30 protein-coding genes are annotated in these 23,417 nt (G+C 39.1%); 17 read left to right on the forward strand and 13 right to left on the reverse strand.

The annotated features are described in order from the left end of the window. Positions 1 to 31 precede the first annotated feature (31 nt). From IGK85_RS08060 to IGK85_RS08100, 9 genes are all read left to right on the forward strand, one after another. On the forward strand, positions 32 to 880 hold the full coding sequence (locus IGK85_RS08060) for a DegV family protein (protein ID WP_005235946.1): 849 nt from the start codon (positions 32 to 34) through the stop codon (positions 878 to 880). Between the two features lie 177 nt (positions 881 to 1,057). After that, positions 1,058 to 1,600: a GNAT family N-acetyltransferase gene (locus IGK85_RS08065; RefSeq protein ID WP_008379907.1), complete on the forward strand. Its 543-nt coding sequence runs from the start codon at positions 1,058 to 1,060 to the stop codon at positions 1,598 to 1,600. After that, positions 1,593 to 1,850, forward strand: coding sequence for a TfoX/Sxy family DNA transformation protein (locus tag IGK85_RS08070; RefSeq protein WP_005235943.1), 258 nt, complete (start codon positions 1,593 to 1,595; stop codon positions 1,848 to 1,850). The genes IGK85_RS08065 and IGK85_RS08070 overlap by 8 nt, the downstream gene beginning before the upstream one ends. 189 nt (positions 1,851 to 2,039) lie before the next feature. Then, the gene (locus IGK85_RS08075) at positions 2,040 to 2,519 is read left to right on the forward strand and encodes a DUF6530 family protein (RefSeq protein ID WP_005235941.1); all 480 of its coding nucleotides are present in this window, start codon (positions 2,040 to 2,042) and stop codon (positions 2,517 to 2,519) included. An 18-nt stretch (positions 2,520 to 2,537) separates the two neighbouring features. Beyond that, entirely contained in the window at positions 2,538 to 4,805 is a 2,268-nt protein-coding gene (locus IGK85_RS08080) for a VWA domain-containing protein (RefSeq protein WP_008379908.1), read from the forward strand. A 136-nt stretch (positions 4,806 to 4,941) separates the two neighbouring features. Then, positions 4,942 to 5,580, forward strand: a complete 639-nt coding sequence (locus IGK85_RS08085) for a hypothetical protein (RefSeq protein ID WP_008379909.1) — start codon at positions 4,942 to 4,944, stop codon at positions 5,578 to 5,580. An 87-nt stretch (positions 5,581 to 5,667) separates the two neighbouring features. Then, entirely contained in the window at positions 5,668 to 6,336 is a 669-nt protein-coding gene (locus tag IGK85_RS08090) for a hypothetical protein (protein WP_008379910.1), read from the forward strand. 15 nt (positions 6,337 to 6,351) lie between these two features. Then, on the forward strand, positions 6,352 to 7,200 hold the full coding sequence (locus tag IGK85_RS08095) for a sce7725 family protein (protein WP_008379911.1): 849 nt from the start codon (positions 6,352 to 6,354) through the stop codon (positions 7,198 to 7,200). Positions 7,201 to 7,320: 120 nt separating this feature from the next. Further along, entirely contained in the window at positions 7,321 to 7,473 is a 153-nt protein-coding gene (locus IGK85_RS08100; RefSeq protein WP_008379912.1) for a hypothetical protein, read from the forward strand. A gap of 667 nt (positions 7,474 to 8,140) precedes the next feature. On the opposite strand, the gene IGK85_RS08105 is transcribed toward IGK85_RS08100, so the two are convergent. The 3 genes from IGK85_RS08105 to IGK85_RS08115 are packed head-to-tail and all read right to left on the reverse strand — an operon-like array spanning position 8,141 to position 9,762. Further along, a complete protein-coding gene (locus tag IGK85_RS08105) occupies positions 8,141 to 8,272 on the reverse strand; it encodes a hypothetical protein (protein WP_256662331.1) in 132 nt (43 codons plus the stop codon). Positions 8,273 to 8,312: 40 nt separating this feature from the next. Further along, positions 8,313 to 9,494 carry a replication initiation factor domain-containing protein gene (locus tag IGK85_RS08110; RefSeq protein ID WP_429972217.1) on the reverse strand — a complete coding sequence of 394 codons (1,182 nt, stop codon included), beginning with the start codon at positions 9,492 to 9,494 and terminating at the stop codon, positions 8,313 to 8,315. Further along, entirely contained in the window at positions 9,487 to 9,762 is a 276-nt protein-coding gene (locus IGK85_RS08115) for a hypothetical protein (RefSeq protein ID WP_142973005.1), read from the reverse strand. The genes IGK85_RS08110 and IGK85_RS08115 overlap by 8 nt, the downstream gene beginning before the upstream one ends. A gap of 49 nt (positions 9,763 to 9,811) precedes the next feature. Between IGK85_RS08115 and IGK85_RS08120 the strand changes: the two genes are divergently transcribed. Continuing rightward, positions 9,812 to 10,072, forward strand: coding sequence for a hypothetical protein (locus IGK85_RS08120; protein ID WP_142973004.1), 261 nt, complete (start codon positions 9,812 to 9,814; stop codon positions 10,070 to 10,072). A gap of 182 nt (positions 10,073 to 10,254) precedes the next feature. Here the strand turns inward: IGK85_RS08120 and IGK85_RS08125 are convergent, their stop codons facing one another. The 6 genes from IGK85_RS08125 to IGK85_RS08150 all read right to left on the reverse strand — a co-directional run bounded on the left by IGK85_RS08125 (position 10,255) and on the right by IGK85_RS08150 (position 14,825). Then, positions 10,255 to 10,896 (reverse strand): ATPase, encoded by a 642-nt coding sequence (locus tag IGK85_RS08125; RefSeq protein WP_429972218.1) that lies wholly within the window; start codon positions 10,894 to 10,896, stop codon positions 10,255 to 10,257. Positions 10,897 to 11,078: 182 nt separating this feature from the next. Beyond that, positions 11,079 to 11,333: a hypothetical protein gene (locus IGK85_RS08130; protein ID WP_008379919.1), complete on the reverse strand. Its 255-nt coding sequence runs from the start codon at positions 11,331 to 11,333 to the stop codon at positions 11,079 to 11,081. Continuing rightward, positions 11,323 to 13,800 carry a hypothetical protein gene (locus IGK85_RS08135; protein WP_429972220.1) on the reverse strand — a complete coding sequence of 826 codons (2,478 nt, stop codon included), beginning with the start codon at positions 13,798 to 13,800 and terminating at the stop codon, positions 11,323 to 11,325. The genes IGK85_RS08130 and IGK85_RS08135 overlap by 11 nt, the downstream gene beginning before the upstream one ends. A 102-nt stretch (positions 13,801 to 13,902) precedes the next feature. Then, positions 13,903 to 14,052: a hypothetical protein gene (locus IGK85_RS08140; protein ID WP_008379923.1), complete on the reverse strand. Its 150-nt coding sequence runs from the start codon at positions 14,050 to 14,052 to the stop codon at positions 13,903 to 13,905. Positions 14,053 to 14,077: 25 nt separating this feature from the next. After that, positions 14,078 to 14,584: a hypothetical protein gene (locus IGK85_RS08145; protein ID WP_375853394.1), complete on the reverse strand. Its 507-nt coding sequence runs from the start codon at positions 14,582 to 14,584 to the stop codon at positions 14,078 to 14,080. Position 14,585: 1 nt separating this feature from the next. Further along, the gene (locus IGK85_RS08150) at positions 14,586 to 14,825 is read right to left on the reverse strand and encodes a hypothetical protein (RefSeq protein WP_008379927.1); all 240 of its coding nucleotides are present in this window, start codon (positions 14,823 to 14,825) and stop codon (positions 14,586 to 14,588) included. Positions 14,826 to 14,949: 124 nt separating this feature from the next. Between IGK85_RS08150 and IGK85_RS08155 the strand changes: the two genes are divergently transcribed. Both IGK85_RS08155 and IGK85_RS08160 read left to right on the forward strand, forming a co-directional pair. Beyond that, positions 14,950 to 15,210, forward strand: a complete 261-nt coding sequence (locus IGK85_RS08155) for a helix-turn-helix domain-containing protein (RefSeq protein WP_375853395.1) — start codon at positions 14,950 to 14,952, stop codon at positions 15,208 to 15,210. Positions 15,211 to 16,136: 926 nt separating this feature from the next. After that, on the forward strand, positions 16,137 to 16,547 hold the full coding sequence (locus IGK85_RS08160; protein ID WP_008379933.1) for a hypothetical protein: 411 nt from the start codon (positions 16,137 to 16,139) through the stop codon (positions 16,545 to 16,547). 159 nt (positions 16,548 to 16,706) lie between these two features. Here IGK85_RS08160 and IGK85_RS08165 read toward each other — a convergent pair whose 3' ends face one another. Continuing rightward, on the reverse strand, positions 16,707 to 17,093 hold the full coding sequence (locus IGK85_RS08165; protein ID WP_008379936.1) for a hypothetical protein: 387 nt from the start codon (positions 17,091 to 17,093) through the stop codon (positions 16,707 to 16,709). A gap of 213 nt (positions 17,094 to 17,306) precedes the next feature. On the opposite strand from IGK85_RS08165, the gene IGK85_RS08170 reads away from it, so the two are divergent. From IGK85_RS08170 to IGK85_RS08185, 4 genes are all read left to right on the forward strand, one after another. Next, complete coding sequence (locus IGK85_RS08170) at positions 17,307 to 17,675, forward strand: hypothetical protein (RefSeq protein WP_008379938.1); 369 nt, start codon at positions 17,307 to 17,309, stop codon at positions 17,673 to 17,675. A gap of 41 nt (positions 17,676 to 17,716) precedes the next feature. Next, on the forward strand, positions 17,717 to 17,995 hold the full coding sequence (locus IGK85_RS08175) for a hypothetical protein (RefSeq protein WP_016611786.1): 279 nt from the start codon (positions 17,717 to 17,719) through the stop codon (positions 17,993 to 17,995). Further along, positions 17,992 to 18,279, forward strand: coding sequence for a hypothetical protein (locus tag IGK85_RS08180; RefSeq protein ID WP_008379940.1), 288 nt, complete (start codon positions 17,992 to 17,994; stop codon positions 18,277 to 18,279). The genes IGK85_RS08175 and IGK85_RS08180 overlap by 4 nt, the downstream gene beginning before the upstream one ends. 96 nt (positions 18,280 to 18,375) lie before the next feature. Beyond that, positions 18,376 to 18,729: a DUF2200 domain-containing protein gene (locus tag IGK85_RS08185; protein WP_008379942.1), complete on the forward strand. Its 354-nt coding sequence runs from the start codon at positions 18,376 to 18,378 to the stop codon at positions 18,727 to 18,729. A gap of 326 nt (positions 18,730 to 19,055) precedes the next feature. Here IGK85_RS08185 and rsgA read toward each other — a convergent pair whose 3' ends face one another. Then, on the reverse strand, positions 19,056 to 19,997 hold the full coding sequence (gene rsgA / locus IGK85_RS08190) for a ribosome small subunit-dependent GTPase A (protein ID WP_008379944.1): 942 nt from the start codon (positions 19,995 to 19,997) through the stop codon (positions 19,056 to 19,058). A 152-nt stretch (positions 19,998 to 20,149) separates the two neighbouring features. Further along, positions 20,150 to 21,514: a magnesium transporter gene (gene mgtE / locus IGK85_RS08195; protein WP_008379946.1), complete on the reverse strand. Its 1,365-nt coding sequence runs from the start codon at positions 21,512 to 21,514 to the stop codon at positions 20,150 to 20,152. Between the two features lie 408 nt (positions 21,515 to 21,922). Here mgtE and IGK85_RS08200 point away from each other — a divergent pair, with 408 nt between their 5' ends. Beyond that, positions 21,923 to 22,909, forward strand: coding sequence for a DNA/RNA non-specific endonuclease (locus IGK85_RS08200; RefSeq protein ID WP_008379949.1), 987 nt, complete (start codon positions 21,923 to 21,925; stop codon positions 22,907 to 22,909). 32 nt (positions 22,910 to 22,941) lie between these two features. Here the strand turns inward: IGK85_RS08200 and IGK85_RS08205 are convergent, their stop codons facing one another. After that, positions 22,942 to 23,196 (reverse strand): LexA family protein, encoded by a 255-nt coding sequence (locus IGK85_RS08205; protein ID WP_008379952.1) that lies wholly within the window; start codon positions 23,194 to 23,196, stop codon positions 22,942 to 22,944. Between the last annotated feature and the right edge of the window lie 221 nt (positions 23,197 to 23,417).

Raw genomic sequence — 23,417 nt, forward strand, 5'->3', positions numbered from 1 at the left:
CGTTTGAAATTTGTTGAAACGAGGAAAAAGAATGAAATTAGCCGTTGTTACTGACAGTACAGCTTATCTGCCGGAACGGATCAAAAACCATGAAGATTTGTTTATCATACCGATCCCTGTTATTTTAGATGGAAAAGTCTACAATGAGGGCATCGACATTGAAGCTGATGAGTATTACGCTTTGTTGAAAAACAGCAAAGAATTCCCAACCACTTCTCAACCGGTATTAGGAGAAGTGTTAGCCTTATATGAGTCATTGAAAGATCGCGGTTACGACACGATCATTAGTATCCACTTATCAAGCGGTATCTCTGGATTTATCGGAACGCTTTATGGAATTACCGATGAAATCGAAGGCGTTCAAATCATTCCTTACGATTCGAAAATCACAAGTATGCCGATGGGGCACATGGTAGAAACCGCTCTTGATCTGTCAAGTCAAGGCAAAACCGTAGAAGAGATCATTTCCCATCTGGACACTATCAGAGACAATACCTATGCCTATTTGATCGTTGACGACTTGAATAACTTGGTTCGTGGCGGTCGCTTAACCAATGGAGCAGCCTTGATTGGCGGATTATTAAAAATCAAACCGATTTTGACCTTTGATCAAGGAAAAATTGTGCTTTACGAGCGCATTCGTTCCAGCAAAAAAGCATTCAATCGCGCGGAAGATATCATTGGTCAACGGGAGCAAGAAATCGCATTGCCTGTTAAATTTTATGTAATCCACGCCAATAATTTAGAAGTAGCGAAAGAAGAAAAAGCGAAGCTACAAGCGAAATACCCAAATGCAGAAATTGAGATTGGTCACTTCGGACCAGTTATCGGCACGCATTTAGGGGAAAAAGCCATTGGCATCGCTATTTCAGCGCAATAATTTTTATTTTTTCTATGTTTATTCACGCCATTATCTCCTCAAGACAATGTATGTAAGAATCAGTTAGACGTTCGTCTAGCTGGTTCTTTTTTCTGCTTTTTTGAGATTCGCTTGTAAAAAATCACACAAACTCGTACAATAGGATCAAAATGAAGGACTGGCAAAGGAGGAATTGCTATGAAGTGTTCCTTAAGAAGGTGGCAAATGAGCGATGCGCAAGATTTAGCCCATGCGTTAAATAATCAATCCATCCACGATTATTTACGGGAGGGGTTGCCATTCCCGTATACGGTCGCAGATGCACAAGCCTATATTCGATCTGTGGAAGAAGCAGAATTTGCCTTTGCAATCACTGTGGATGACCGAGCAGTCGGCAGTATCCGTGCTGTTCGCAAAGAAAATATCCATTATAGAACGGCTGAGATTGGCTACTCTATTGCACAAGAGTACTGGGGAAAAGGTTTGATGACACAAGCCGTTCAACAACTATGTGACTATATATTTACTACTTCAACTATCGTTCGTATTTCTGCTGAATCTTTTGCGAAGAATCATTCCTCTTGTCGTGTGTTGGAAAAGGCAGGTTTTACATTAGAAGGCGTTTTGCGAAAGCATGCGGAGAAAAACCATCAGCTGTTAGATATGAAACTCTATGCGTTGATTCGTCAAGAGGAAGACGGGCAGGATGACAACAATCAAAAAGGAGAAACCTATGAATGAACTGCAAAAGTTACCAAATGTAGGCCAAGTTTTAGCGGATCACCTGGTTCGTATCGGCATCAGTACCCCTGAACAATTGCGCACAAAAACGGCCGAAGCCATTTTTGTGACGATCCGCCAACAATGTGATGCGGGCGCTTGCCTCCATATGCTCTATGGTATTGAAGGGGCGATCCAAGGCATTCCCAAAGCCCAACTTGCAAGTCAGAGAAAGCAAGAATTGCGCCTTTTTTTCAATCAATTGAGCTAGTGAAGTAATGCGTCATAAAAAAGCACTTTTTAAGAGCGTTTGTTTTTAGATACTTCTTATCAAGTGCTTTTTCTATAGACATCTGTCCCTAGCTACTAGAAAAGACCTTTTGCTTGTCCCAAACTAGCTTCCTCATTATACTTACTCTATCTAGTAAATTAGTAATTTACTAAACAAGGAGTGAGAACAATGAAAATACCAGAAAACTTGAAACATAAGCCCGTCATTAAAGTGGAAGACTATGATACTGTTGACGGAAAAAATGCGTTACATACGGATGCAAAAGGCCTTTCCCTCGGATTGGCACAATGGAACGACCGGGGAAAAGTCGATATCTCAGGCAAGGTTTGGCGCCACACAGGTGAAAAATGGTCTCGTCAGTCAGAAGAACTACCGCTCACTAGAATCTTAGATCTAGCAATCTTAGTGGCGCAATCCAGTTTGTATTTTCAAGAGGCTTATCGCCATGAAAAGTTTTACGATCCTGAAAATCCGTTGATCGAGATCATTGGCTTACAAGGAAATCGTATGACCGTTGAAGTAGACACCGAAAATCCTAAGATCGATGAAGACATTCTACTTTTTTATGATTCCTTGCAAAAAGATGGCGAGCTATACGGCGAACGCTTCAAAATCCTAAAGCGGCTTTTAGATGAGCTAGGTTATTAAGAAAAGGAGCAGATTGCCATGACACAAAATCAACCGTCTTTTGTCGTAACGAAAGGACGCGCTTTTAGCAAATTAGAACAAACCATGATTTGGAAAAAACCACAAAGTCATCAGACCAGTGCTGAAGAACTACGAATCGCTTCAGAGATCGCGTTGAATTGGGCGGATCCAGAGATGAAGATTTTCAATGTGTTGCTGGAAGGCGATGCTGGGTCGGGTAAGACTCAGTTGGCAAAGGCACTTTCTGCCGACTTGCAACTGCCCTACACCAAAATCACCTGCTTTGCGGATATGGATAAGTCAGATGTATTTGGTGCTTTATTACCAGTGATCAACACCGACCAAGAAGAGGACAAGGACTTGCTGGATGCGATTTATCAAAGTGATTGTTTTGAAGATGTCTTGGCTTTGATCCAGCGGCATTTTTCCTTGACTCGTGAGCGGGCACGGGCGAAATTTGCGGAACTGATCGAACGGATTGAAACCAGTGATCAGCAACCGACGATTCAATACAAATTTTATCCCTCCGAAATCGTACGGGCGCTGGAAAAAGGCTATTTGCTTGAGATTCAAGAGCCAACGGTCATTCGTGATGCTTCGGTACTAGTGGCACTAAACTCGGCCCTTGAACAAAACGGGATGCTGAATATCCCAACTGGCTTTGTTCGGCGACACCCTGACTGTGTGGTAATCATCACAACGAATCGGAATTACCAAGGCAACCGACCATTGAACGAATCCTTGCGAGATCGGATGCAGCATGCTGAAAAAATGGATTTACCTGAGCTAGCAGTCATGGTGCAGCGAGGCATTGCCAAAACCAATTATCCGGACAAAACGACTGCGGAGAAAATGGCTGAGATCATACGCTTGCTAGACGTGACCGCCAAAGCCAATGCCATCAAAGGAGTGGCGGGCATGCGTTCCTATTTTTATTGGCTAAATGCAGTCAAGCAAGGACAAGATCCCTTTACAGCAATTGATAGCAAAGTGCTATACAAAATCACCACCGATCCGAATGAGCTTTCTCTTTTACAACAGGCGCTAGAAGCTTCAGGGTTATTGGCGCAATTGCGGCTTTTGTTTTCTGGACAACCGCTAAATGCCTTTAAAGAACAAATCAAAGGACGCCGAATCAGCAGCGAAGAGGCGGACCAGCGCAATGTAGTGGAAGAAGGCACGCCCGTCCTAAAAAATGAGCAAGTCCTTGAGACCGCCAATCAAGAAACTGAGGCGGAAACGATGGAAACCAGTGATTCTGACAAACAAGAAGCGAAAAGCGCAGCAACTGAGGCGACGTTTTCAGAAGAACTAGAACGCAATAGTCATGATGGCCAAGCAAAAGCTGGGAGTGAGGCACAAGAGGCAGCTCCTGCTGCTCATTCTTTGTCGATCGAAGCGTATGAAGCCCAGGAGAAAGAAAAGAAAACTACGGCATCAAAGGCAGCACGACAAGCATTGAAAGAATCAATCCATGCCAAAGAAGGGCTGATCGTTCATCGACCACCCGTCGATTTAGAAAAAGCGACTGAAGCCCAACAGCGTTTGCAGCCGTTGCTGCCGATCGTAGAGTCATTGATCAAGCAAACCCAAGAAGTATTGGAAAATGAACAAGCTTCGGCATACAGTAAAGGTAAGTACAGCGGCACACGCTTTGATGCCAGCAAGGTTGCGTATCAAGATTTCCGGACCTTTGACAAGAAGAATCCACCTCATGAACAGCCTTCCTTAGCTCTTGCTTTGCGCATCGATGAATCGGGTTCGATGATTCGAGAAGATCGGATATTGTATGCGCAACAGGCGGTCTTAGCGGTGAATGCTTTTGCCGAACGTTTATCTTTGCCATTGATGATCTATGGCGATACAGCAGACGTGACCGCTCGTGAAAAAACCTCGCTTTTTGCATACAAAGAATTTAATGAAGGCTTTGAATTTGTGCCAGAGAAACTCATGACAATGAAGCCTCGGCAAAATAACCGTGATGGGGCTGTCTTGCGCGTGCTAGCTGAAAAGCTCGCTCATCAGCCGGCAACCACTAAATTACTCTTGAATATCAGTGATGGCCAGCCAAAAGCTCTTCCTGATTATACAGGGGTAAAAGCCAAAGAAGATATTCAGCAGGTGATCGCTGACTATGAACGACAAGGGGTGCTGTTTCTGGCAGCTGCCATTGGCCAAGACAAAGAGGTGATCAAAGCGATTTATGGGGAAGAACGCTTTATTGATCTTTCCAATCTAACAGAATTTCCGCAGCGCTTGTTGCAGCTGCTGACAAGGTATTTGTAGACGTCGATAGCTAAAGGGAAAAGAGTGTGGGCTACGTGCCGCACTCTTTTTTGATCATAATTATATTATGTAAACAAGAAGATGTTTGTCTAAATTTGAAAAGTTCTGTAAAATAGGCGCCAAAAGGAGGGATATCATGAACAAATGGCGGTACTTCTACTATCCTTGCCAATTCGGCTGGCACGCAGCACTTCGTAGGCGCAGTTTGCTGATGAGTGGGGTATTGGCGATTCTTCTACTGATCATTGCCATCTTTGCAGAGCATTGGCTAGTGTTTTTTCATCAATGGCTACAATATGAAACAAATAGCAGTGAGAATCAGATGGATCTCACATATGCCAGTTGGCTTTTCTTTTTGCAATTGCTGCGCTTCGTACTTAGCATTCTAGCTATAGGATTGATCGCCGCCTTTTTATGGCACTGCAATCACATGTATCGTTTTCATTTGATGGGGGAGGAGCAGCAATCTCTGAGTATTCGGTTGTTGTTAGGACAGTCTCCGTTGGTGGTCACCTTAGAAGAGCTTTTCTTTGTAGGCATTCAAAGCATTGTTATTGGTTTGATAGGGCTTGTCAGCGGTTTGTGGCTTAGTCAAAAAGCACTGCAGGATTTTTTTCATTTCTTTCATCTTCCCGCAGGCTTTACTTTTGAATTTCCCTTTAAAGGTCTATTAATCACGCAACTTGGTGTGCTCTTGCTGCTTTTTTTGTTACGATTCCGCGGTACAAAGAGGACGGTTGAAGAGATTCTCGGTAACGGATGCCCGAATGAGTGAGGGGATGATAGGTTGCTTTTATTTCCCTCTTTTAAAATGCGAACATATGTTTTATAATAGGTGAAACAAGATAAAGGTCGTGAATTTGTGAAGACATCCTTAACTTTAGAAATGGAAGAGGCACTTTATTATTATTGTCGTGAAAACAGTGATATTGTGGTAGAAGAGGTAGTCATGCCAGATGATCACGGCATCGTGGATACTTTGAGTTGTCGCTTGACGACTGAAAATACATTTGAATGGCGTTGCTACGAACTCAAAGTTAGTTTGGCAGATTTTCGCTCAAAAGCAAAACTATCCTTTATTGGGAATTATAATTATTTTGTCTTACCCAAGTCATTGTATGAAAAAGTCAAAGATCAGATTGCACCTACAATTGGTGTTTTGGTCTATCATGCATTTCTTGAAAAAGAAACGGGCAGCAAAGGGTATTTCAGTGTCGAAAAGAAACCCCAACGGCAAGAGCTGCAGGTTCCAGAAAATGGCTTATTGTTTCGGTTGATTTCGGCACAAGCGAGAGAAGTCGGCAAAGCAAAACAGACTGCTCGAGGATTGCGGGTATTTTCAACAGAACGTTTGTACCAAGAACTGAAGAAACGCCAGCCTGAGTATGACTTGTTCGGTGGTGGAGTCAATTACTATGATCGATTTATTGAAGATACTCAGCTGCAAGCGATCGAAGCCTTGAAAGAAGAATTGGCCGCTACGAGAGCAGCCTATGAAGCGCTGGAAAAACGTTTTTTATCAGGCGAGTAAGAAGGAGAGAAGAAGATGTACTTCCCGTATATTCGTGGAAAACAATTTGATTTATTGGCATTGAAAGCACTGTTGGAACAAGATCGCTTGTCAGAAGCGATCCAGCCGATCATTGAACCGGTCAAGCAATCAAAAACGTTTTGGACGACCATTGACCTGTTTCAAAGGAAGCAGCATCCTTTTTATCTTGTTCGCAATCCACAGGCTGGGGCTTTTCTGACTGCAGAGGGGTTAGCAGAGTTGCAAAATGTTGCTGCCCCTAAAGCAATGATCGTAGATCGACCCATTGAAACAGTGGAAGAAACGCCTGATCTTTGGATCGTTCATCAAGCGGACCCAGCACTCGCTAGTGATTGGCGGGAAAATACACTGCCGGTGCTGGTAGGCAAAGAGTTTCGTTTGTTAAATAAAATCAACGGCCCGAAACTACTGATGGAAGATCCGTTTACACGTTTACCTAAAAATAGTTTTTATACAGAATGTCCGGACGAAGGGTTTTCAAAAACCCATCATCTTTATCAAAAATTGGGTTATGCTGGGTTTAGTGATTTTTCTGTCGATAGCAAAATTTATTATGAGCACAGTTATCCCTCAAAGCGGTTGGTTTTGCATTGGATCTATCCGACAACTGAGCAAGATTTGCGAATCGTTCACTTATTTTCTGAGGAAGAATTACCAAATCAGAAAGAAAAATTTTTCGAAGTCATGGAAGCTTTGTTACAGCATGAAGAAGAGTATTCTACACAAACAGCTGGGCTGCAGCTATTAATTGCTGCCTATCAGCAAAGGTCGTTTCCAGGTATGGGCGTTATTCGGAAAGCTGCGGTTATGAATCACTTGGAACTCGTCAGTCGTCTTATTTAGTCTCTATACGTATACGATGGTAAGCTCTAACAAAATACTGCCATTTATTGTACAAAACACCTTGATTGCACCCATTGTTTTCAGGATAGTGATAAAATCAGGGAAAAGGAGTTGGCGCTCGTGGGAACAAAAGATAGAGAATATTATCGAAATGAAGGAAAAGAATTTGAAAAAAATAAGAAAAACCTGCTTATTCGACGTTTAAATCAACTAATCATTGTTTTGGTCGTTTTGATCATTGTCTTTTCGGCGATCCTGTATTACATAGTTTGAAACTTTCCGTAGCTGTCATTGCTTTATTAGCAGCAACAAAAAGAAAATTGTACTTAGATGACTGTGATCCCTTGATTAGGACTCGCTATGGGAATTGGATCCGTTTAGGTGAAAACTGAACGCAACTCAACTTTTCTTGTTTATCGTTGCTGGTTTGCCTGTGATCAAGATTCCCATTAGGCTATTTAGTTAGCACAAATTTGGCTGGGTTATGTACGAATCATTACTGATAAAATCGTGAACAGCGATTCATTAAGCACTGAGTGATTCATTGAGATTGGCCAGCAGTTGCAAGCAATGTTTGAATTCAAAGATTCAAGGATCAACAAGATCAAATACAGACAAAGGTACAGATATAATTTGTCAATTGATTTTCTTGTCAGTCGTAAAATAAACAAAAATCTTAAACTATCGCTTAAATAACCGTTTTTTTTGGATTATGCTGGTATTTAGGTTAATTTGAAGGAAATAATCATGAATAAGAGAGAGGAGAGTCGCACAATTACTAGCTAAATACGGTGTTCAAAAAATTTTTTATTTTAGTTTACATAATATATATTATACAAAGTTTATAGTTAAAATCTAAAGGCTAATAAGCTTATTTTTTTTGCTCTTTTTAGCCCTCTCTACGTTATTTAATATATTTGTAACATTTCAAACCCTTTTTTTAGTGCCGATTAATCCAATTTCTGATATTTTCCCACCAATACAAATCAGGATCTTCTTCACTGACTTCCAGTATTTTTTTTAATCCAGCCAAACAACCAAGTATAAATAATCCAATAATTAATGAAACCATGAAATTCCCTCCGCAAAATCATTTACACTAATTATATCAATTAAAAAGTCATTTGTTGCTTTTTTTCATTGTTATATTGAATTATTGTTCCAGCTGTCTGCAACCATTGATTAGTTGCTTGTTGCTTGCTAAAGGATTTCTTTTCTTGGATATAAGAAACCATATCAGCTTTGAGTTGATTTCTAAAATCATCCTTGTTTGCGAACTCTAGAGCCATTTGCAACTGGTGGTCACTCATTTGTGATTTGCCTTTCTCGATGATATAATCATTAAAGAGTTTATCATCTGAACCGAGCGAGATATACAGAGTTGCTAATGAAGCAAGCACTTGCTTGTCAATCCAGTCCTTTGTACGAAGAACACTTTTATCGGGAGCTTGTAGAGAGAGCTTAATTTTGCCAATATTATTGAGAAATTTATCCCACCATCTAGTGTTTTTCCATCTTGCTCTGTTCGTATCATTCCCCTTAACTTTAAACGCAATATAGCGATTTAACAAACCTCTAAGAAAATCACCTAAATCCATATCGTTATTAACAATTACATCTAAAGCGGCTTTTGCGCGATCGCCACGAAGCTGAACCTCAGAACGAACCCATGTTTTAATATCCTCATGAAAGTATTTACCTCTTTGCAACCGTTCATAGTACTTATCATAAAAACGAAATATCACTTCTGATTGCCCAAAATATAATGTTTGCCCCTCAGTCTTACCAGTTTCAAGATTTATCTTTTCAAAATTTCTGCCATGCTTAAATCGACTTGCTACACACCCATTTCTCATACATAATTCTAACTGGTGTATCGTAAATATGTTGTTAAAATCATCAATCGCAATATCTAATCGAGTTACATTTGCTTTTTCTTCAAGTACAAACTCAAAAACTTCTATCCATGTCCATTTAGTGTGTTCAAACAATTCCTCGAATTGACGACAACCTTGTCCCCCTAAATTTAACCAAATACCCATAGAATCGTTATGACCTTCAAAATAAAACTCAATATTATCCCATATTGCCGATTTTAAATAACCATTTATTCCCTTTTCTTCTACTGTAAACTTCTCTAAAGGAAACCGAAAAAGCGCTGCAAGTTCTTGCCAATTTCTTGCAGAGAAAAAAGTGCAACTAAACCAGTCTACGCAAGCGATTGGGGATTTTGGGCATGTATTGACAACCCCCCTGTTAGAAACGGGGGTTGTTTTTTCTTTACCATCATACATGAGCTATTACCTCATTTTTTAAGATAACACGTTCGACGGATTTTATAAAATAGTAAGGAACACTTGAAGCCCCTTTACAGCTAACACCAAGCTTCACTCTAACTTTATCATTCTTTTTAAATTTTGATAAATTAATTTTAAAATTCACAAGATAGTGAAGTTCTGTATTTGATTCAGGATCACTCAAAACTAACAGCTGTACTTTTCTCTTGTACATTTCTTGAATAGAAATCCGCTTAATAATCATAAAATCATGTTCAACAAACATAGAAATACCTCTTCCCATTTGATATATTTTTAAGAAAGGTGGTGAAAAAATGAATTCAGCAAACGATATAAATCTAGGAATCTATCCAACGCTTACTATCTACTACTTAATATTTTTGATTTTAGGAGTTTGCCTAGTAGCTTTTTCGGCTAAACTTTTGGCAGATGCAATCATTAAGAGGAATGCTTTGAAGGATAGAGAGCTAAAGAAAATAGTCGTAACTTGTATTGTTCTTTTAAGTTTAGGAATATCTTTAATTGCTCCAATAATAGGAATGCTTTTAGAAAAACTGTCCTTTGTTCTATTTTGATTAGAAAGAGAATCAACTCCCCACCCCCTCACTCTGGAGGGGCACCCCTCGGCGGGAGCCAGCTTCTCCGGTATGGTAATACCGAAGAAGACACTCAAGGGTTTGGGGTTCTGTTTATAGTAGTCAAGGCATAAATTCCCTACGGTCAGACATTTATACTTGACTACGCTATACCTACGTTTCTATTTGTTAACAAGCATTAGATTCGTGTTTGGATTACTTTTTTCTTCTAATGCTTGTTGAGATAAAGTCTTGATAACAGCATAAGAATCGTAAAGCATTCTTAAATCGTCTGTCTGAATGAATGACGTTGTGCGTAAGCGGTGTAATTGTTTCTTATCATCTGGTTTATCTATGTTATGAGAAAACTCGTCAGCGTCATAGAATCGCCCTCTAGTGTAACGCCCCATAATTGTATTGCAAACACAAACCTCAAAAGTCTGCTCACGTAGTGCCTTAGAAACACGTGTAAAGACTTGAGACGTTCCTAGTATCTTGATATGCTGCTTTCTTTGTTGAGTAACAACTGCAAGGACATCACGAGAAACTTTTGAAAAGCTGTCAAAATCATTCTGGATCTCGTCCCACAAAATAAGAACACCACTCGCTTCTGCTTCTTTCGCCTTAAGTACAGCATTCGCAATATCAGCTAAACTTTTCAAAGGCTCATTCTCATAAACATATCCAAAATTGCTACAAATATATAAATCAGGATATTCCTCACGGTATCGCTCAGCTTCATGAACTAAGGTCATCGTTTTCCCTGCACCTTGACGACCAGTGAATAAAGTCAACCCATACTCTTTAAAAGGTTTAATTCCCATTTTCCGTAACTCCCTATAATGTTTATAGTCAATTCCCTTATACTTGATAAACTCGAACATTTTCATACTTTTAAACCCTCCAATGGTTTCAACTTCTTAATTTGACAACTAATATCCTATTGTCGATAAAGGTGCAGAAATGCTTGCCACGCTAAAGCGTGGACTGCATTTCCTGCCCCTCTTTATCCGCCTATAAAAGGAATCTTCTTGTATACAAAATTAAATATCTTCAAAATAAATTGAACGTTTTGAACAGCAATTAAAACGCCAAGAGCTGCTATCAAAGTACCAATAGGGAAAAAATAATTTGCTAAACCTAACATTTCCCTAAAAGCAGTAGTATCAGGCAATGAAATATCGAATTTGATTTCAGGAATTAACGAAATCAACAAGTCAACGGCCCCGAAAATCAGTTTGAAAAGTAACTCAATTATCATTGATTAAATCTCCATTCCCAGTTATTTTCCGATAAATGTAGATTGCAACTGACATCCAAATACTAAGCGCCATAACGGTTCTAAAACGAACAACTACCCAATCAATGGTAGAAAAATCAGGGTTAAATTTAGCACCCAGTATATCTATCGAAATCACCTTTTTAAAATCTTGGTCAATCGGTTGAACTACTTCCTTAACTTGATTCCCCAATGACAAGAAACTACCAAATTTGATATCAATTTTAGATTTAACTGTTCCAAACCCAGTATCAAGAAAATCGAGATTTTCAGGAACAATTAGTTTAATAATTTGATTGATTAAGTCACCAAGTAAATCTAAAATCTCCCCTACAACATCTGTTAAACCAGTTATAGCTGTACTGATAATTTCACCCAATGTTTTGATTAATTGACTTAGAAAATCCCAAATGTTCGTACCAGCTTCATTGACAATGTTCCCGAAATTCAAGCCATTGAGAATCTGTTGTAACCTATCAAAATCAAACGGTGGAATTGAAACATTTACAATATCTGGTGGTTTGCTATAAATCATTCTCAACCAATCAACGATAATTAATAGAGAATCATTGGCAATTAATAAATTATCATTAATCTCTATTACAAAATCTCTGGTTTTAGTCATTTCATCGATAAAGAAATAAACAAGACGATAGAGCAACGAATCTTTATTTTCCATATTATATATATTGTCGAAATAGTTATTCAGTAAGCCTTGGAGCCAAAGCGGGAAGTTATTCCATCGTTTATCATATTCCACCCAGTAAGTTCCGTCTTTTCCAAAAACATCTCTCAATAAGCTAATATTAGTCGATACACTAGACCCAATTTTATTTGCCACAGACTTCATAAGTTTTACAGCGTCCCCATCATCAGGAAGTATCGAAGCGTTATAGTCCTTTGATTTCCATGTATCGTGCAGTCCTATAATTGCAGCAATTATGCCCGCATCAGACCAATTAAATCCCGATATCTCATTTTGTAAACTCGTGATTTGTTGATCCATAGTATTCATTCTTGTCCAATGTGAAGTAGAATCAGATTTTGCCCATGTGATATGATTATCTATTTTAGTGTTAGTAGCAGTATCAGCATTTCTCAAGGCTAAAACCGAAGCTGTTGCCCAAGTGACATGGTTATCGACTTTAGTAGTTAAATCAGTATCTGCTTTTCTCAATGCTACGATTGAATCCGTTGCCCAAGTGGCATGATTATCAATTTTCGTATTTAAATCAGTATCTGCTTTTCTTAAAGAAACAATCGAATCTGTTGCCCAAGTTTTATGACTTTCAAATTTTGTATCAATATCCGTAGCACGTTCTCTTAACTTAACAATAGCTTCTTCAGACCAAGACATATGTTTTACTAATTTAGTATCAATATCTGTGGCACGTTCTCTCAGCTTAACAACGGCATCTTCTGCCCATGCCATATGTTTTACCAGTTTAGTATCAATATCTGTGGCACGTTCTCTCAGCTTAACAACGGCATCTTCTGCCCATGCCATATGTTTTACCAGTTTAGTATCAATATCCGTAGCACGTTCTCTTAACTTAACAACAGCATCGTTTGCCCATGACATATGATTTACTAACTTTGTATCAATGTCAGTAGCACGAGACCTTAAAGCAACGATTGCATCGGTAGCCCACGACTTATGAGAACTTAAATCAGAATTGATAGTGTTAGTTTTCGTATTAATGTAATCAGTAGTTGATCTTAAATCGGCAATAGCATTAGTCGCCCAAACCTCATGATTTTCTAGTGAAGTTGCCCTATTCCTTAGAGCGACAATAGCATTAGTTGCCCAAGTTTCATGTGAACTAAAGCTACTAGTCATAGAACTTTTCCAATTTTCAAGACCATTTAATCTTGAATTAACATAAGAAAAGCTATTTCTAGCTTGATTAACTATCATATCTATATTATTAGCGATCATAGTAGCATTTAATGTGCCATCAAGACGCCAGGAAACAAAATATCCTGTAATATTCCAACCGTTATTCGGACCAGCGTATACTGTACTAGGTCCAGTACTTGCAAATGTAGTAAATGATCTATTACTAAAATCAGGATAAACAGTTTGATTTGTACCTTCATCAGTATTGCCAAATACAAAAGGATTACTTAAATCATAATAATCATAGATATCATTTTCACTAACTTGATTATTGTCTTCTGTAACATATTCATTTGTATCATTTGTTTCTAAGCTATCCGAAACATTTTCTTGGCTACTTTCTTGAGTGTTATAGGTACCTGAACTTTCTTCTTGTTGAATACTACTAGAACTATCCATAGTGCTAGTTTGAGAATCAGAAGTGCTACTGCTACTTGAATTGTTAATAGAGCTACTTGTATCAAGTAATACGTCAGAACTTGAACTATCGGCATAAACGTAATAACCACGATAGCAAAAGCTAAGAATAAAAAAACTATACCTACCCATTTACCAATTTTCTTTGCATTAATCATTTGTTTTCCTCCTTAGTAGAAATAAAAAAGACTGGCTAACTAAGCCAGCCTCTACGCCGTTAAATCGATATAACTATTAACCCTTGTTCATCATTGATTTGACAAGTCCAAAGCCTTTTTTCGCTACCCAAGTAACAGAAAAGACACCCACACCAGCACCAATTGCAACTGGGACAACCGCAGTAACCGCAGTGATTACTGGTTCAAACATTTCAGCTGTAAACATCTTCATTCCTCCATTTTTTAATTTTTTAAGCAAATGCACTATCGAATAATTTCGTTAAACCTTTGTAGGCTAGAAAAGCGGGAACAAAAGCAAGAAAAAATACGATTAATGTTAAATCGGTAAAATGACTAACTTCTTGTTCCTGTTGTTGCTCCTCACTAACTTCCGAACTTTCGACAAGTACATTTAACTTATTACTGATTTCAGAAAGAGAAGACTTTTGCTCAGTCTGGTCTAATTCGTCAAGTGCAGTCTTTATTTGAGTTCTAAACTCATTAGATACTGTACTTTCCCGATTTTGTGATTCAAAGAATGATTCAATTTTTGAAAATCTTTCTTCTGCCAGTTTTTCCGAAGCAATTTCTTTCTCTTTGGCTTGTTGCTCTTTGAGAGCGACTTCTTCTTGATTCTTAGCTTCTTGTAAAGCTTGCGCTTCACGCTCCTTAGACTGCCTTTCTTGTTCGTCAGAAAGCGTCTTATTCAAGGTTTTCAATTCAACTAGAATCGCTTGTAAGGCTTCCTGCTCGTTCATATTAGGCAGCAGTAACAGATAAGCAATTTAAGTTAGTGCTATAACCACGACGGTCAGCTTTTAAAACAACTTTGCATTTTGCACCTTCACCACAACCGATTGTAAGATTTTCATCTGCAAAAAATTCTAAACGCTGAAAATTTTTCGTATCGATCAAGTGAATAACAGTATAAGGATTACCTGATTTTGAAACTTTTTCTTCTTTTTTCTCAAAAATTAAATCTGAATTACTGACAAACATTTGACATCCTCCTTTTTAGCCCTAAAGGGTTATGAGTTAAGTATATCTTAATAATTCAAAGTTTCAACTTTATTGGGTTAACTTAAAATGTTATAATATGTAAAACACTTTTGGAGGTATTATTATGAATAAAGAAAAACAAAATTTACTTATTGGAGATAGAATAAAGTATCTTGCAAATGAAAATAATTACTCAATAAATCAGCTAGCAAAAGCTTCAAAAATAAGACAATCGACTATCAGCGGTATTTTAAATGAGGGTAAAATCCCTACTGTATCAACTCTTTTGTCTATTTGCGAAGCGTTAAATATAACATTATCAGAGTTTTTTGATTTTCCTCCATACAACAAAAAAGAAGCCCTTTTACAGGCTTCTGATAGATAACACTTTATATATTATACAAAGTTGCATTCAAAAAAGGGTTCGTGCCATTCCAAATAGTTCAAGACAATTTTGTATCATTTTACCTCCCTCCGAATGACTTTTATCAGTAGATTGTCGCTAATGCACCTAAAATTCAATTAAAACTAAGAATTTCTTGTTTTACATGTTCTTCAGATTCTTTTTTTGATTTGCTGATTAACAGATTGTTCATTGTTAACTGTCTTGTAGCAAGTTACTTGCGGATTCGTCTTTTTTATCTCAGCAAATACAGATTCAAGCTATCAGCCTTGATTCACGAACCAATCGGTTTGATTGTATGCTATAATCATTTTGAAAATCTTTGAGCTTTTTTCTCAAATTTTATTCATATACAGCCAATCCGTTTCAAAGTTCTTACACTAGTGCTTAGATGTTGCAAATACTGACAAATATCCGTTACATGATTCTATAAAAAAGAACCCTAAAATTATGTAGATAACTTAGGGCATTTCGTTATTTAATATAATTGTAATGTTCGTAGGTCACCATAAACGTCCATATTCTGCTAAAAAAGCCTGAATAAAGCGCCGTTGATCATTCCTTGGAATACTAGAACCATGGCAAGTAAAATCAAACCAGCAGCTATCCATAAGCTCATTTTTCCTTTTTGTCGACTTGTGAACGGGTTTTGCTTCAAATTGCCACTCGTCAGGATGAAATACATAATCATGCTGAATGATATGAGCAAAATAATTTCTATCCCTATGCCTAACCATAATCGCTGATTGTTTATTATTGTCATTTTATCACCTCACCTCATTTTACCATTAATGAGGTGCAGACTACTGACTTGCCTAGTTTGCAGCTTGTTTTTCCATTTGTGTAATTAATGCCCGATAAAAGCAATTCCATCAGTATAGCTGATAATTCCTAAAAGGAGAATAAAAATGAAAAAGAATACGCAACTAAAGCTAGTCTTTTTACCAAAAATATGGGCGTCACTCCTCTACTTGCTTTTCGTGTTCACAGCCCTCTTCCTCTACTTATCAAAGTACTTGAACATTTCTTTCTTTACTTCGAGGTATGCTGACTTTTATCTTCATATCTCCAATTTTTCGATTAGTTTGATTATTGGCTTACTGGGGTACTTTTGGCTTCTGGTAGGTGCGCCATTTAAAGCCGTCACGCTATTGACCCTGCTTTTGCTCATTGCCAATCTATTGAGTGAGACTGTCTTTGGCTTTATGAACACCCCTGATCGAATCGATTTACTTTTTGGTATTGCAGGAACGCTCATCGCATATTTTACTTTGGCAATGATCAAAAGACACGGTTTAGTCAAGAATCTATCGTTTTGATTTAAACAGTCATGACTTCTCCTTATATGATCCCCTCGTTACTTAGGTCCAACCCATTTTTTAGGAAAAGAAACACCTTGCTGCAGTTATTTAGCCGAAAAAAGCACTCAATAAAGGGAGTGCTTTTTTTGCGTTTCCATTGGCGATACTTTCGTATGGCTAGTCACTTGGCAGCCAATACAATGGACTTAGCTGTAGATTTTCCCAATACGGGTTGTGAAACCCTATCAAATAGTGCAAAGCTAAATACCCGAAAATCATAAAGCCAAATGACAAAGTCACGATCCGTCCCCAACGTGGTATTTCTTTGATAAATAAACCTAGCATACATATCAATAAGGGAAACGAATAATTAAACAGTAAATCACTTCTAATATTTTGGTTCTGAGGATCCTTCATTATTTTGTCATTTAAGCCCAAACTTATGCCGACGATCACAAACATAAGCGTCAGAATAGTCAATCGTTTGCGATCAAAACCCCACTGTTCTTTATCTTTCCTACTTGCAAAGTAGATCGTAAGCAGGACCACGATTAATCCAGACATACTATTCTCCTTTTTCGCCAGCTATTTTCCAAATCGTTCATCGGCGCTTCAGGATAAATTATAACAGATATAGTGTAAAAAAACGATACCCACCACTAGCCCCTTGTTTGATGCGCTTTTCAAATGTTTCATAGAAGAATCAGAAATTTAAAAATCTGTTCGCTTTACAAAAGAGAACGTATGTTTGTATTATATAGATAAGAGGTGATTGCTATGGGTATGCTACAACCATATGAAGATCGAAAAAAGCTAAAGTGGCAAGGATTCTTTTTATCTGAGCATACAACTGAAATTGAAGAGGAACCGACACGTAAGTTTGATTGTCCACCTAAGCCGTCACTCACAACGGAAGAAATCAATCAGTGTTTATTTGAAGCCATGAAAAAGAACCTAACTGTGGCGATCCAACGAGAAGAAGTTAATGAAGAAGGCGGCTATCCTCCAGATATTATCGGGAAAATCAGCGGTTATGACCCATTAGGCATTTATTTGACGGGAGAAACAACGGAAAAAATCCATTATGATGAGATTCGTCACGTTGCTTTCTACGAAGAAAGAAAATGGTTTGATCTCAGCGAATAATACAACTGTTTACACTACTTAAACTAAAGGAGGAAGAAATGATGGAAACACAAAAAGGATCTGTCTCAAAAATAAGAATCGTCTCCTTTGCCCCCTCCCCTTTGGTCCGCTTTACACTAGGTACCACCAACTGTTTGATTGCGAAACACAGTTTGAATTTTTTAGGGGATGTTGATGACGGCATGTTTCTAACCGTGGGCGGCTATTGGAATAAGCGCCGTCAATTCGTGGTGCAAAAGTATACGGTGTACGGCAAAACAAAAATCATGTTGGATATCGATGCCTATCGACAAAAAACAGTAAAGGCGGGTTCATTATGAGAGCAAGAGACCTCTTGACAGCACTGACAACGTCGTCGAGTGCAGCAGATTACCAAGGAATTTATTTAATGTACAAAGAAAACTTGATTCCTTTTACGACGATCGCCCAAGATAGCCATAACCAATTGATTTTATTTTTTGAACCAAAAAAACCCGCTCTGACGCTGAAAGAATTATATACACAGCTAATGCTGCATAAGAATTTGGACTTACTCTATTGGGATGGCGAGTCACGTCAAAAAGTTCTAGGGTTTCGTGAACAAGAAGAAAAGATCATTCTTTAGTCCCCTCGCCTATTTTTGACACACAGCAAGTGTCGAAAATCTCGGCAAAACGAAGAAAATAAAGTATACTTTGTGTAAAGACTAAAGGAGTATATCATGAAAAATCAAAAGATCACCCAAATGAGTTTCGCGAAAGTCTATCCCCTATATATTGCCAAAGCAGAGCGGAAAAATCGAACAAAAGAAGAAGTAGATCAGATTATTACCTGGCTGACCGGGTATGACCAAGAAACGCTGCAACAGATGAATGAAGAGCTTTCTTTTGAACGTTTTTTTAGTCAAGCCCCTCAGCTCAATCCCGCACGAAAGCAGATCACTGGTGTCATTTGCGGCATTCGGGTAGAAGAGATCGAAGAGCCAATGGTTCAAGAAATTCGTTATCTAGATAAACTGATCGATGAACTGGCGAAAGGAAAAGCCATGGCAAAAATTTTACGCTCTGCTGAATGAGGCGATTTTTTTCGAGTTGCTATTTAAGAATCAACGCTTTATACTTGAAATACCTTGGCAGGGGCAAATCATTGCTCAAAACACAGTGGGAAAACACCCCACTGTGTTTTTTTATACTGCCTTTCTTGACGGTAGCTTGCAACCAGACAGGCGTTCTTAGCTTAGTTCAACCACTTAGCATGTAGTGCCCTGTGGAATTGGCCGCCTTTTCGTGAAAACACAAGGACATTGTCTACGTCCCTCTTCTTTACTCAACAAGACTCTCTTAACACGTACAAATAACACGTACAAAAAAGCACTCCTCTTAAAGAAAGGAGTGCTAACTTTTACTTTTTCAATTCTTTGATCTGTTCTTTTCGCTTCAAATACGCCAGTTCTTTTTCCATTTTACGATAGCGGGCGAAAGCTTCTTCTGAAAGTTCACCGGCAGCAATAGCTGCTTTGACCGCACATTTCGGTTCTGTTTCATGACGACAGTCTCTGAAGAAACAACCTTCAGCATACTGGCTGATCGCTTCAAAAGATTGGTCGATCGAAGCTGACCGGACGGTACTGATGCCAACTTCCCGCATACCAGGAGTATCGATGATCATTGCGCCAGAGGACAGAGTGAACAACTGGCGACTCGTCGTCGTGTGTCGTCCTCGACTATCCTCTCGTATGTCATTGGTTTTTTGAACGTCTTGCGCCATAAGCTGATTTAATAAGCTGGACTTTCCGACCCCAGATGAACCGATAAATGCGCTGATCTGTCTGTCAGAAAAATACGTTTCCATCAGCAATTCGTTTGGTTCAAAAATGGACGTAGCAAATGTTTTCACACCAAATGCATCGTTTAATGCTTGCAGCAGCTCTGCTTTTTTATCAGCAGTAACTTGATCGGCTTTGGTCAAGAGAATCACCGGATTAGCCCCACTGTCCCAAGCGATCGTTACAAAGCGCTCTAACCGAGCCAAATTGAATTCTTCATTGGCACTAGTTGCAATAAAAACTGTGTCGATGTTCGCCGCAATGCCTTGCTCGTCCGTGCGATTTCCAGCTACTTTTCGTTGTAAAAAACTTTTTCGTGGCAGCAAAGCATCAATCAAGAAATGATCTTGATCATACACCTGTCCTTGTACAGAATCACCAACGATCGGATAATCCTTTGGCGCTAGTGCCTGTTGGCGAAATTTTCCTGAAACCGTTGCTAAACATTCTTCTCCTGTGGTCAAGCGGACTTTTGCGATATCTTTGGCCTGAAAGACCACAATTCCTTGTTTTTCCATGATTTCCCTCCAGTTAGTTAGGAGGCCGCACTTAAAAAGAGAAACCTCCGAGTTGATGTTGCTTCATTTGATTTGTCATAAGACATTTCCCCTTTCTATGTTGTGCTCATCATGTGATGTCGCTTTATTATACCACCGGAACGGACAGTATGCTAAAGCAAATGACCCAAAAGAACATTTACTGAAACGAAGTAGATAAACAAGCCGGCGATATCTTTGATCGATGTGATGATCGGTGCCGAACCGGCTGCTTGGTCGATGTTTAGTTTAATCAGTACAAACGGGACTAAGAAACCAAGTGCTGCGGCTAAGGTCATGGCAAAAACTAACGAAATACCAACAGCCACACCTAACATCGGGATTCCTTGCCAAAGTGATGCAGCAACCCCAGAGATGACCCCTACGATCAAACCTAGACTTAAGCCGATCCAAACTTCTTTAAAGAAATGGCGAGTGAAGGTCGAAAGATCAATATGCCCTAATGACATCCCGCGAACAAAAACAGTTGAGGACTGTGTACCAACGTTTCCACCCATATCCATGATCAAAGGGATAAAAATCGCAACGGCTGCCACCGATTCCAATGTTTGTTCAAATTCATCAATGACTACCCCAGCTAAAAGACCGGCAACCAAAGTGATCACTAAGAACGGCAATCGGACTTTCCAAATTTGCCAAAGGGTGCCGTTGATCAGAACGTTACTACGGTCTGCTTCATTAGAAGCAACATCGACTAAACCAGCGGCATTAAACATGTCTTCTGTCGTTTCTTGCTCGATGACATCGATGGCGTCATCGACAGTGATGATCCCAACGATTCGCGATTCCTTGTCTACGACTGGTAGCGCAATGATATCTAGTTCATTTAGCAAACGTGCCGCTTCTTCCTGGTCCGTGTCCGTGGTAACATAAATAACTTTTTGAGACATGATTTCACTGATGAGTTGATCCCCTTGAGCCATTAAGAGATCTTTCAGTGACAAAACACCTTCTAATGTTTTCGTTTGATCAGTAACATAAAGCGTATAAATCGTTTCTTTTTCTTTGGCTTGCATTCGCACTTTTTCTAACGCTTGATTGACCGTCATATCTTTCTTCAATGTGATGAATTCCGGTGTCATCAAACGTCCAGCAGTCTCAGCCTCATACCCTAATAAGAGGTTTGTTGCAGCACGTTCATCCGGTGCCATTGATTGTAAAAGTTTTTGTGTTACGGTCGCTGGCAACTCATCCAAGAGTCTTACCCGGACATCTGGTGCCATTTCGTTCACAAACTCGGTTGCCCGTTCATCGGTGAAAGAGCGTAATAAGTGTTGTTGTGTAGCTGGTGTCAAATCTTCAAACAGGATAAGTGCTTTATCTTTCGGTAATAGTCGGAAAACGATCACTTTTTCATCCGCGGATAAATTGCTGAACAATTGTAACAGCGGCAGCTCTTCCATTCCTGATACGAGTTCTTTTAATTTTTCAGAGTCTTTCTGATTTAAATAATGTAAGATGGTTTCTTGCTGGTTCATGGGATACACTCCTTCTCCTGTAATTTTGCTCAAAGAAAGAAAGGAAATCGTTCAGAAAATTGTCCAGATTTCTTTCGTTTGAAGGTTGCGTGCTATACAGCTGAAATTTCGTTCCGCAGCTGGAGATGCCTGTTATTAAAACAAGCATCAAAGGGAAATAGCAACAACTTTATTCATTATATCACATAGTTTTTTTAAAACATGAAAAATTTGACTTACAAATAAAAAAACCATTCAGGCATGTTCCCTTGGTAAAGAAAGTGGGTTAAGAACATTTGAGATCAAAAAGCAAAAGAAACCTGAAAGTTCTGTAAAACGCTCCATGCAAATGGTATGATGAATGGGTTGCAGTTTTTTTACTCCCCGTTTATGCTAACTATACATCAATGAAAAGAGAGGCAAAAAAAGATGGCAAAGAAAAAAACATTTATCGGATCGGTCACTGCGCTTCTCGCACTCGCAGCAGTCGGATTTAGTTTCCTACACAGTAATGATCTATTCCCAAATCACAAAACACCATCATCAGAAGTGGCAGTCACTTCTGCTAAGGATATTCGTGCAGATGAGCTGGCACAGTTAACTTACCAAGGCACCCAAACGATTGAAGTCAATCAGAACATTCCTGAGTTTTCAGAAGATGATCTTTCCCTTGAAAATGGCGCCTGGGAAGCATACGGCGACCTCGATCACCTCAATCGTGCGACCTCTGCTGAAGCAATGTTGAATCAATCCTTGATGCCCACGGAAAAGCGTGGCGATATTTCCAGTGTGAAACCGACAGGTTGGCGTAATAAACAGCTCCCCAATGGGAAATATTTATATAATCGAACCCACTTGATTGGCTTTGCTTTAGCTGGCGAAAATGCAAACTGGAAGAATCTGATCACAGGGACAAGTCAGTTGAACAATCCCGAGATGTTGCGCTTAGAAATGGATATCAACTATTATCTCAAGCAAGATAAAAATCATTATGTCCGATATTCCGTCACCCCGATCTATCGCGATGACGAGCTGGTTGCCCGTGGGGTACAGATGCAAGCCCAATCTATTGGCGAGGATACGATCCAATTCAACTATTATATCTTCAACATCCAAGATGGTGTCACAATCAACTATGCGGATGGTAGCAGCGAGATTTCCAACGAAGATATGACGCAGCCGGAGAATGCTACAAGTAGTGAAAACAACACGACAACAGCCACTTCTCAAAGCAGTGAAACAGAGGAAAAACAGAAAGAATATGTCGATCAACAAGGAAACGGTTTGATCAAAGGATCAAGAAGCGGCATCTATCATTTGCCCGGATCTAAATACTACGAAGATACTACCAACCCGAAAGAATGGTTCAAAACGATCGCTGAAGCGGAAGCTGCCGGCTACCGTGCACCAAAATAAAAAAGCCTTAGGCTTTTTTATTTTGGTTTTATTTATTCTTCGTTGGCTTGTGCTTGTCGCAACGTTTTGACATAGGCCTTCCCTTCGTCTGTAAAACGAACCGAACGTGACTTAAAGCGATAAGCTCGGTAAATCAGGCCTCTTTTTTCAAGACGCAATAAATGACGATAAACCAAAGAAGTTGTTTTTATCTCTTCATTGGCACAGATTTCTCGTATGGTAGGTGAGCAACCTTGAGCTTGCATATATTCGTCAATAAAAAGTAAGATTCGATCTTTTCTCGGCATAATTCCTCCTTTCCGCAAAACAGTCTTCACTGCTGCAAATTCGTAAAAACCGATAAGCTACTGCCTCGTCAGCTTTTTGTCCAATTAATACACTGAAAATCTATTGTTTCTCCCTCTTTTCCCATTCTTCCAACGAGTTAAAGTTCCTTTTAAACGCTGGAATTTTCCCCTTAACGAGAAAAACATCGGCAAGCAGCGCTCTTTGTTATTGATTTTATCAA

This window comes from Enterococcus sp. AZ015 (assembly GCF_050499225.1).
Classification (GTDB): Bacteria; Bacillota; Bacilli; order Lactobacillales; family Enterococcaceae; genus Enterococcus_D; species Enterococcus_D entomosocium.

Excerpts from the sequence above, each read along its gene's own strand:
- IGK85_RS08060 (WP_005235946.1), top strand. The coding sequence starts at position 32 with ATGAAATTAGCCGTTGTTACTGACAGTACAGCTTATCTGCCGGAACGG.
- IGK85_RS08065 (WP_008379907.1), top strand. The coding sequence starts at position 1,058 with ATGAAGTGTTCCTTAAGAAGGTGGCAAATGAGCGATGCGCAAGATTTA.
- IGK85_RS08070 (WP_005235943.1), top strand. The coding sequence starts at position 1,593 with ATGAATGAACTGCAAAAGTTACCAAATGTAGGCCAAGTTTTAGCGGAT.
- IGK85_RS08075 (WP_005235941.1), top strand. The coding sequence starts at position 2,040 with ATGAAAATACCAGAAAACTTGAAACATAAGCCCGTCATTAAAGTGGAA.
- IGK85_RS08080 (WP_008379908.1), top strand. The coding sequence starts at position 2,538 with ATGACACAAAATCAACCGTCTTTTGTCGTAACGAAAGGACGCGCTTTT.
- IGK85_RS08085 (WP_008379909.1), top strand. The coding sequence starts at position 4,942 with ATGAACAAATGGCGGTACTTCTACTATCCTTGCCAATTCGGCTGGCAC.
- IGK85_RS08095 (WP_008379911.1), top strand. The coding sequence starts at position 6,352 with ATGTACTTCCCGTATATTCGTGGAAAACAATTTGATTTATTGGCATTG.
- IGK85_RS08105 (WP_256662331.1), bottom strand. The coding sequence starts at position 8,272 with ATGGTTTCATTAATTATTGGATTATTTATACTTGGTTGTTTGGCTGGA.
- IGK85_RS08110 (WP_429972217.1), bottom strand. The coding sequence starts at position 9,494 with ATGTATGATGGTAAAGAAAAAACAACCCCCGTTTCTAACAGGGGGGTT.
- IGK85_RS08115 (WP_142973005.1), bottom strand. The coding sequence starts at position 9,762 with ATGTTTGTTGAACATGATTTTATGATTATTAAGCGGATTTCTATTCAA.
- IGK85_RS08120 (WP_142973004.1), top strand. The coding sequence starts at position 9,812 with ATGAATTCAGCAAACGATATAAATCTAGGAATCTATCCAACGCTTACT.
- IGK85_RS08125 (WP_429972218.1), bottom strand. The coding sequence starts at position 10,896 with ATGGGAATTAAACCTTTTAAAGAGTATGGGTTGACTTTATTCACTGGT.
- IGK85_RS08130 (WP_008379919.1), bottom strand. The coding sequence starts at position 11,333 with ATGATAATTGAGTTACTTTTCAAACTGATTTTCGGGGCCGTTGACTTG.
- IGK85_RS08135 (WP_429972220.1), bottom strand. The coding sequence starts at position 13,800 with ATGGGTAGGTATAGTTTTTTTATTCTTAGCTTTTGCTATCGTGGTTAT.
- IGK85_RS08140 (WP_008379923.1), bottom strand. The coding sequence starts at position 14,052 with ATGTTTACAGCTGAAATGTTTGAACCAGTAATCACTGCGGTTACTGCG.
- IGK85_RS08145 (WP_375853394.1), bottom strand. The coding sequence starts at position 14,584 with ATGAACGAGCAGGAAGCCTTACAAGCGATTCTAGTTGAATTGAAAACC.
- IGK85_RS08150 (WP_008379927.1), bottom strand. The coding sequence starts at position 14,825 with ATGTTTGTCAGTAATTCAGATTTAATTTTTGAGAAAAAAGAAGAAAAA.
- IGK85_RS08155 (WP_375853395.1), top strand. The coding sequence starts at position 14,950 with ATGAATAAAGAAAAACAAAATTTACTTATTGGAGATAGAATAAAGTAT.
- IGK85_RS08160 (WP_008379933.1), top strand. The coding sequence starts at position 16,137 with ATGAAAAAGAATACGCAACTAAAGCTAGTCTTTTTACCAAAAATATGG.
- IGK85_RS08165 (WP_008379936.1), bottom strand. The coding sequence starts at position 17,093 with ATGTCTGGATTAATCGTGGTCCTGCTTACGATCTACTTTGCAAGTAGG.
- IGK85_RS08170 (WP_008379938.1), top strand. The coding sequence starts at position 17,307 with ATGGGTATGCTACAACCATATGAAGATCGAAAAAAGCTAAAGTGGCAA.
- IGK85_RS08175 (WP_016611786.1), top strand. The coding sequence starts at position 17,717 with ATGGAAACACAAAAAGGATCTGTCTCAAAAATAAGAATCGTCTCCTTT.
- IGK85_RS08180 (WP_008379940.1), top strand. The coding sequence starts at position 17,992 with ATGAGAGCAAGAGACCTCTTGACAGCACTGACAACGTCGTCGAGTGCA.
- IGK85_RS08185 (WP_008379942.1), top strand. The coding sequence starts at position 18,376 with ATGAAAAATCAAAAGATCACCCAAATGAGTTTCGCGAAAGTCTATCCC.
- rsgA (WP_008379944.1), bottom strand. The coding sequence starts at position 19,997 with ATGGAAAAACAAGGAATTGTGGTCTTTCAGGCCAAAGATATCGCAAAA.
- mgtE (WP_008379946.1), bottom strand. The coding sequence starts at position 21,514 with ATGAACCAGCAAGAAACCATCTTACATTATTTAAATCAGAAAGACTCT.
- IGK85_RS08200 (WP_008379949.1), top strand. The coding sequence starts at position 21,923 with ATGGCAAAGAAAAAAACATTTATCGGATCGGTCACTGCGCTTCTCGCA.
- IGK85_RS08205 (WP_008379952.1), bottom strand. The coding sequence starts at position 23,196 with ATGCCGAGAAAAGATCGAATCTTACTTTTTATTGACGAATATATGCAA.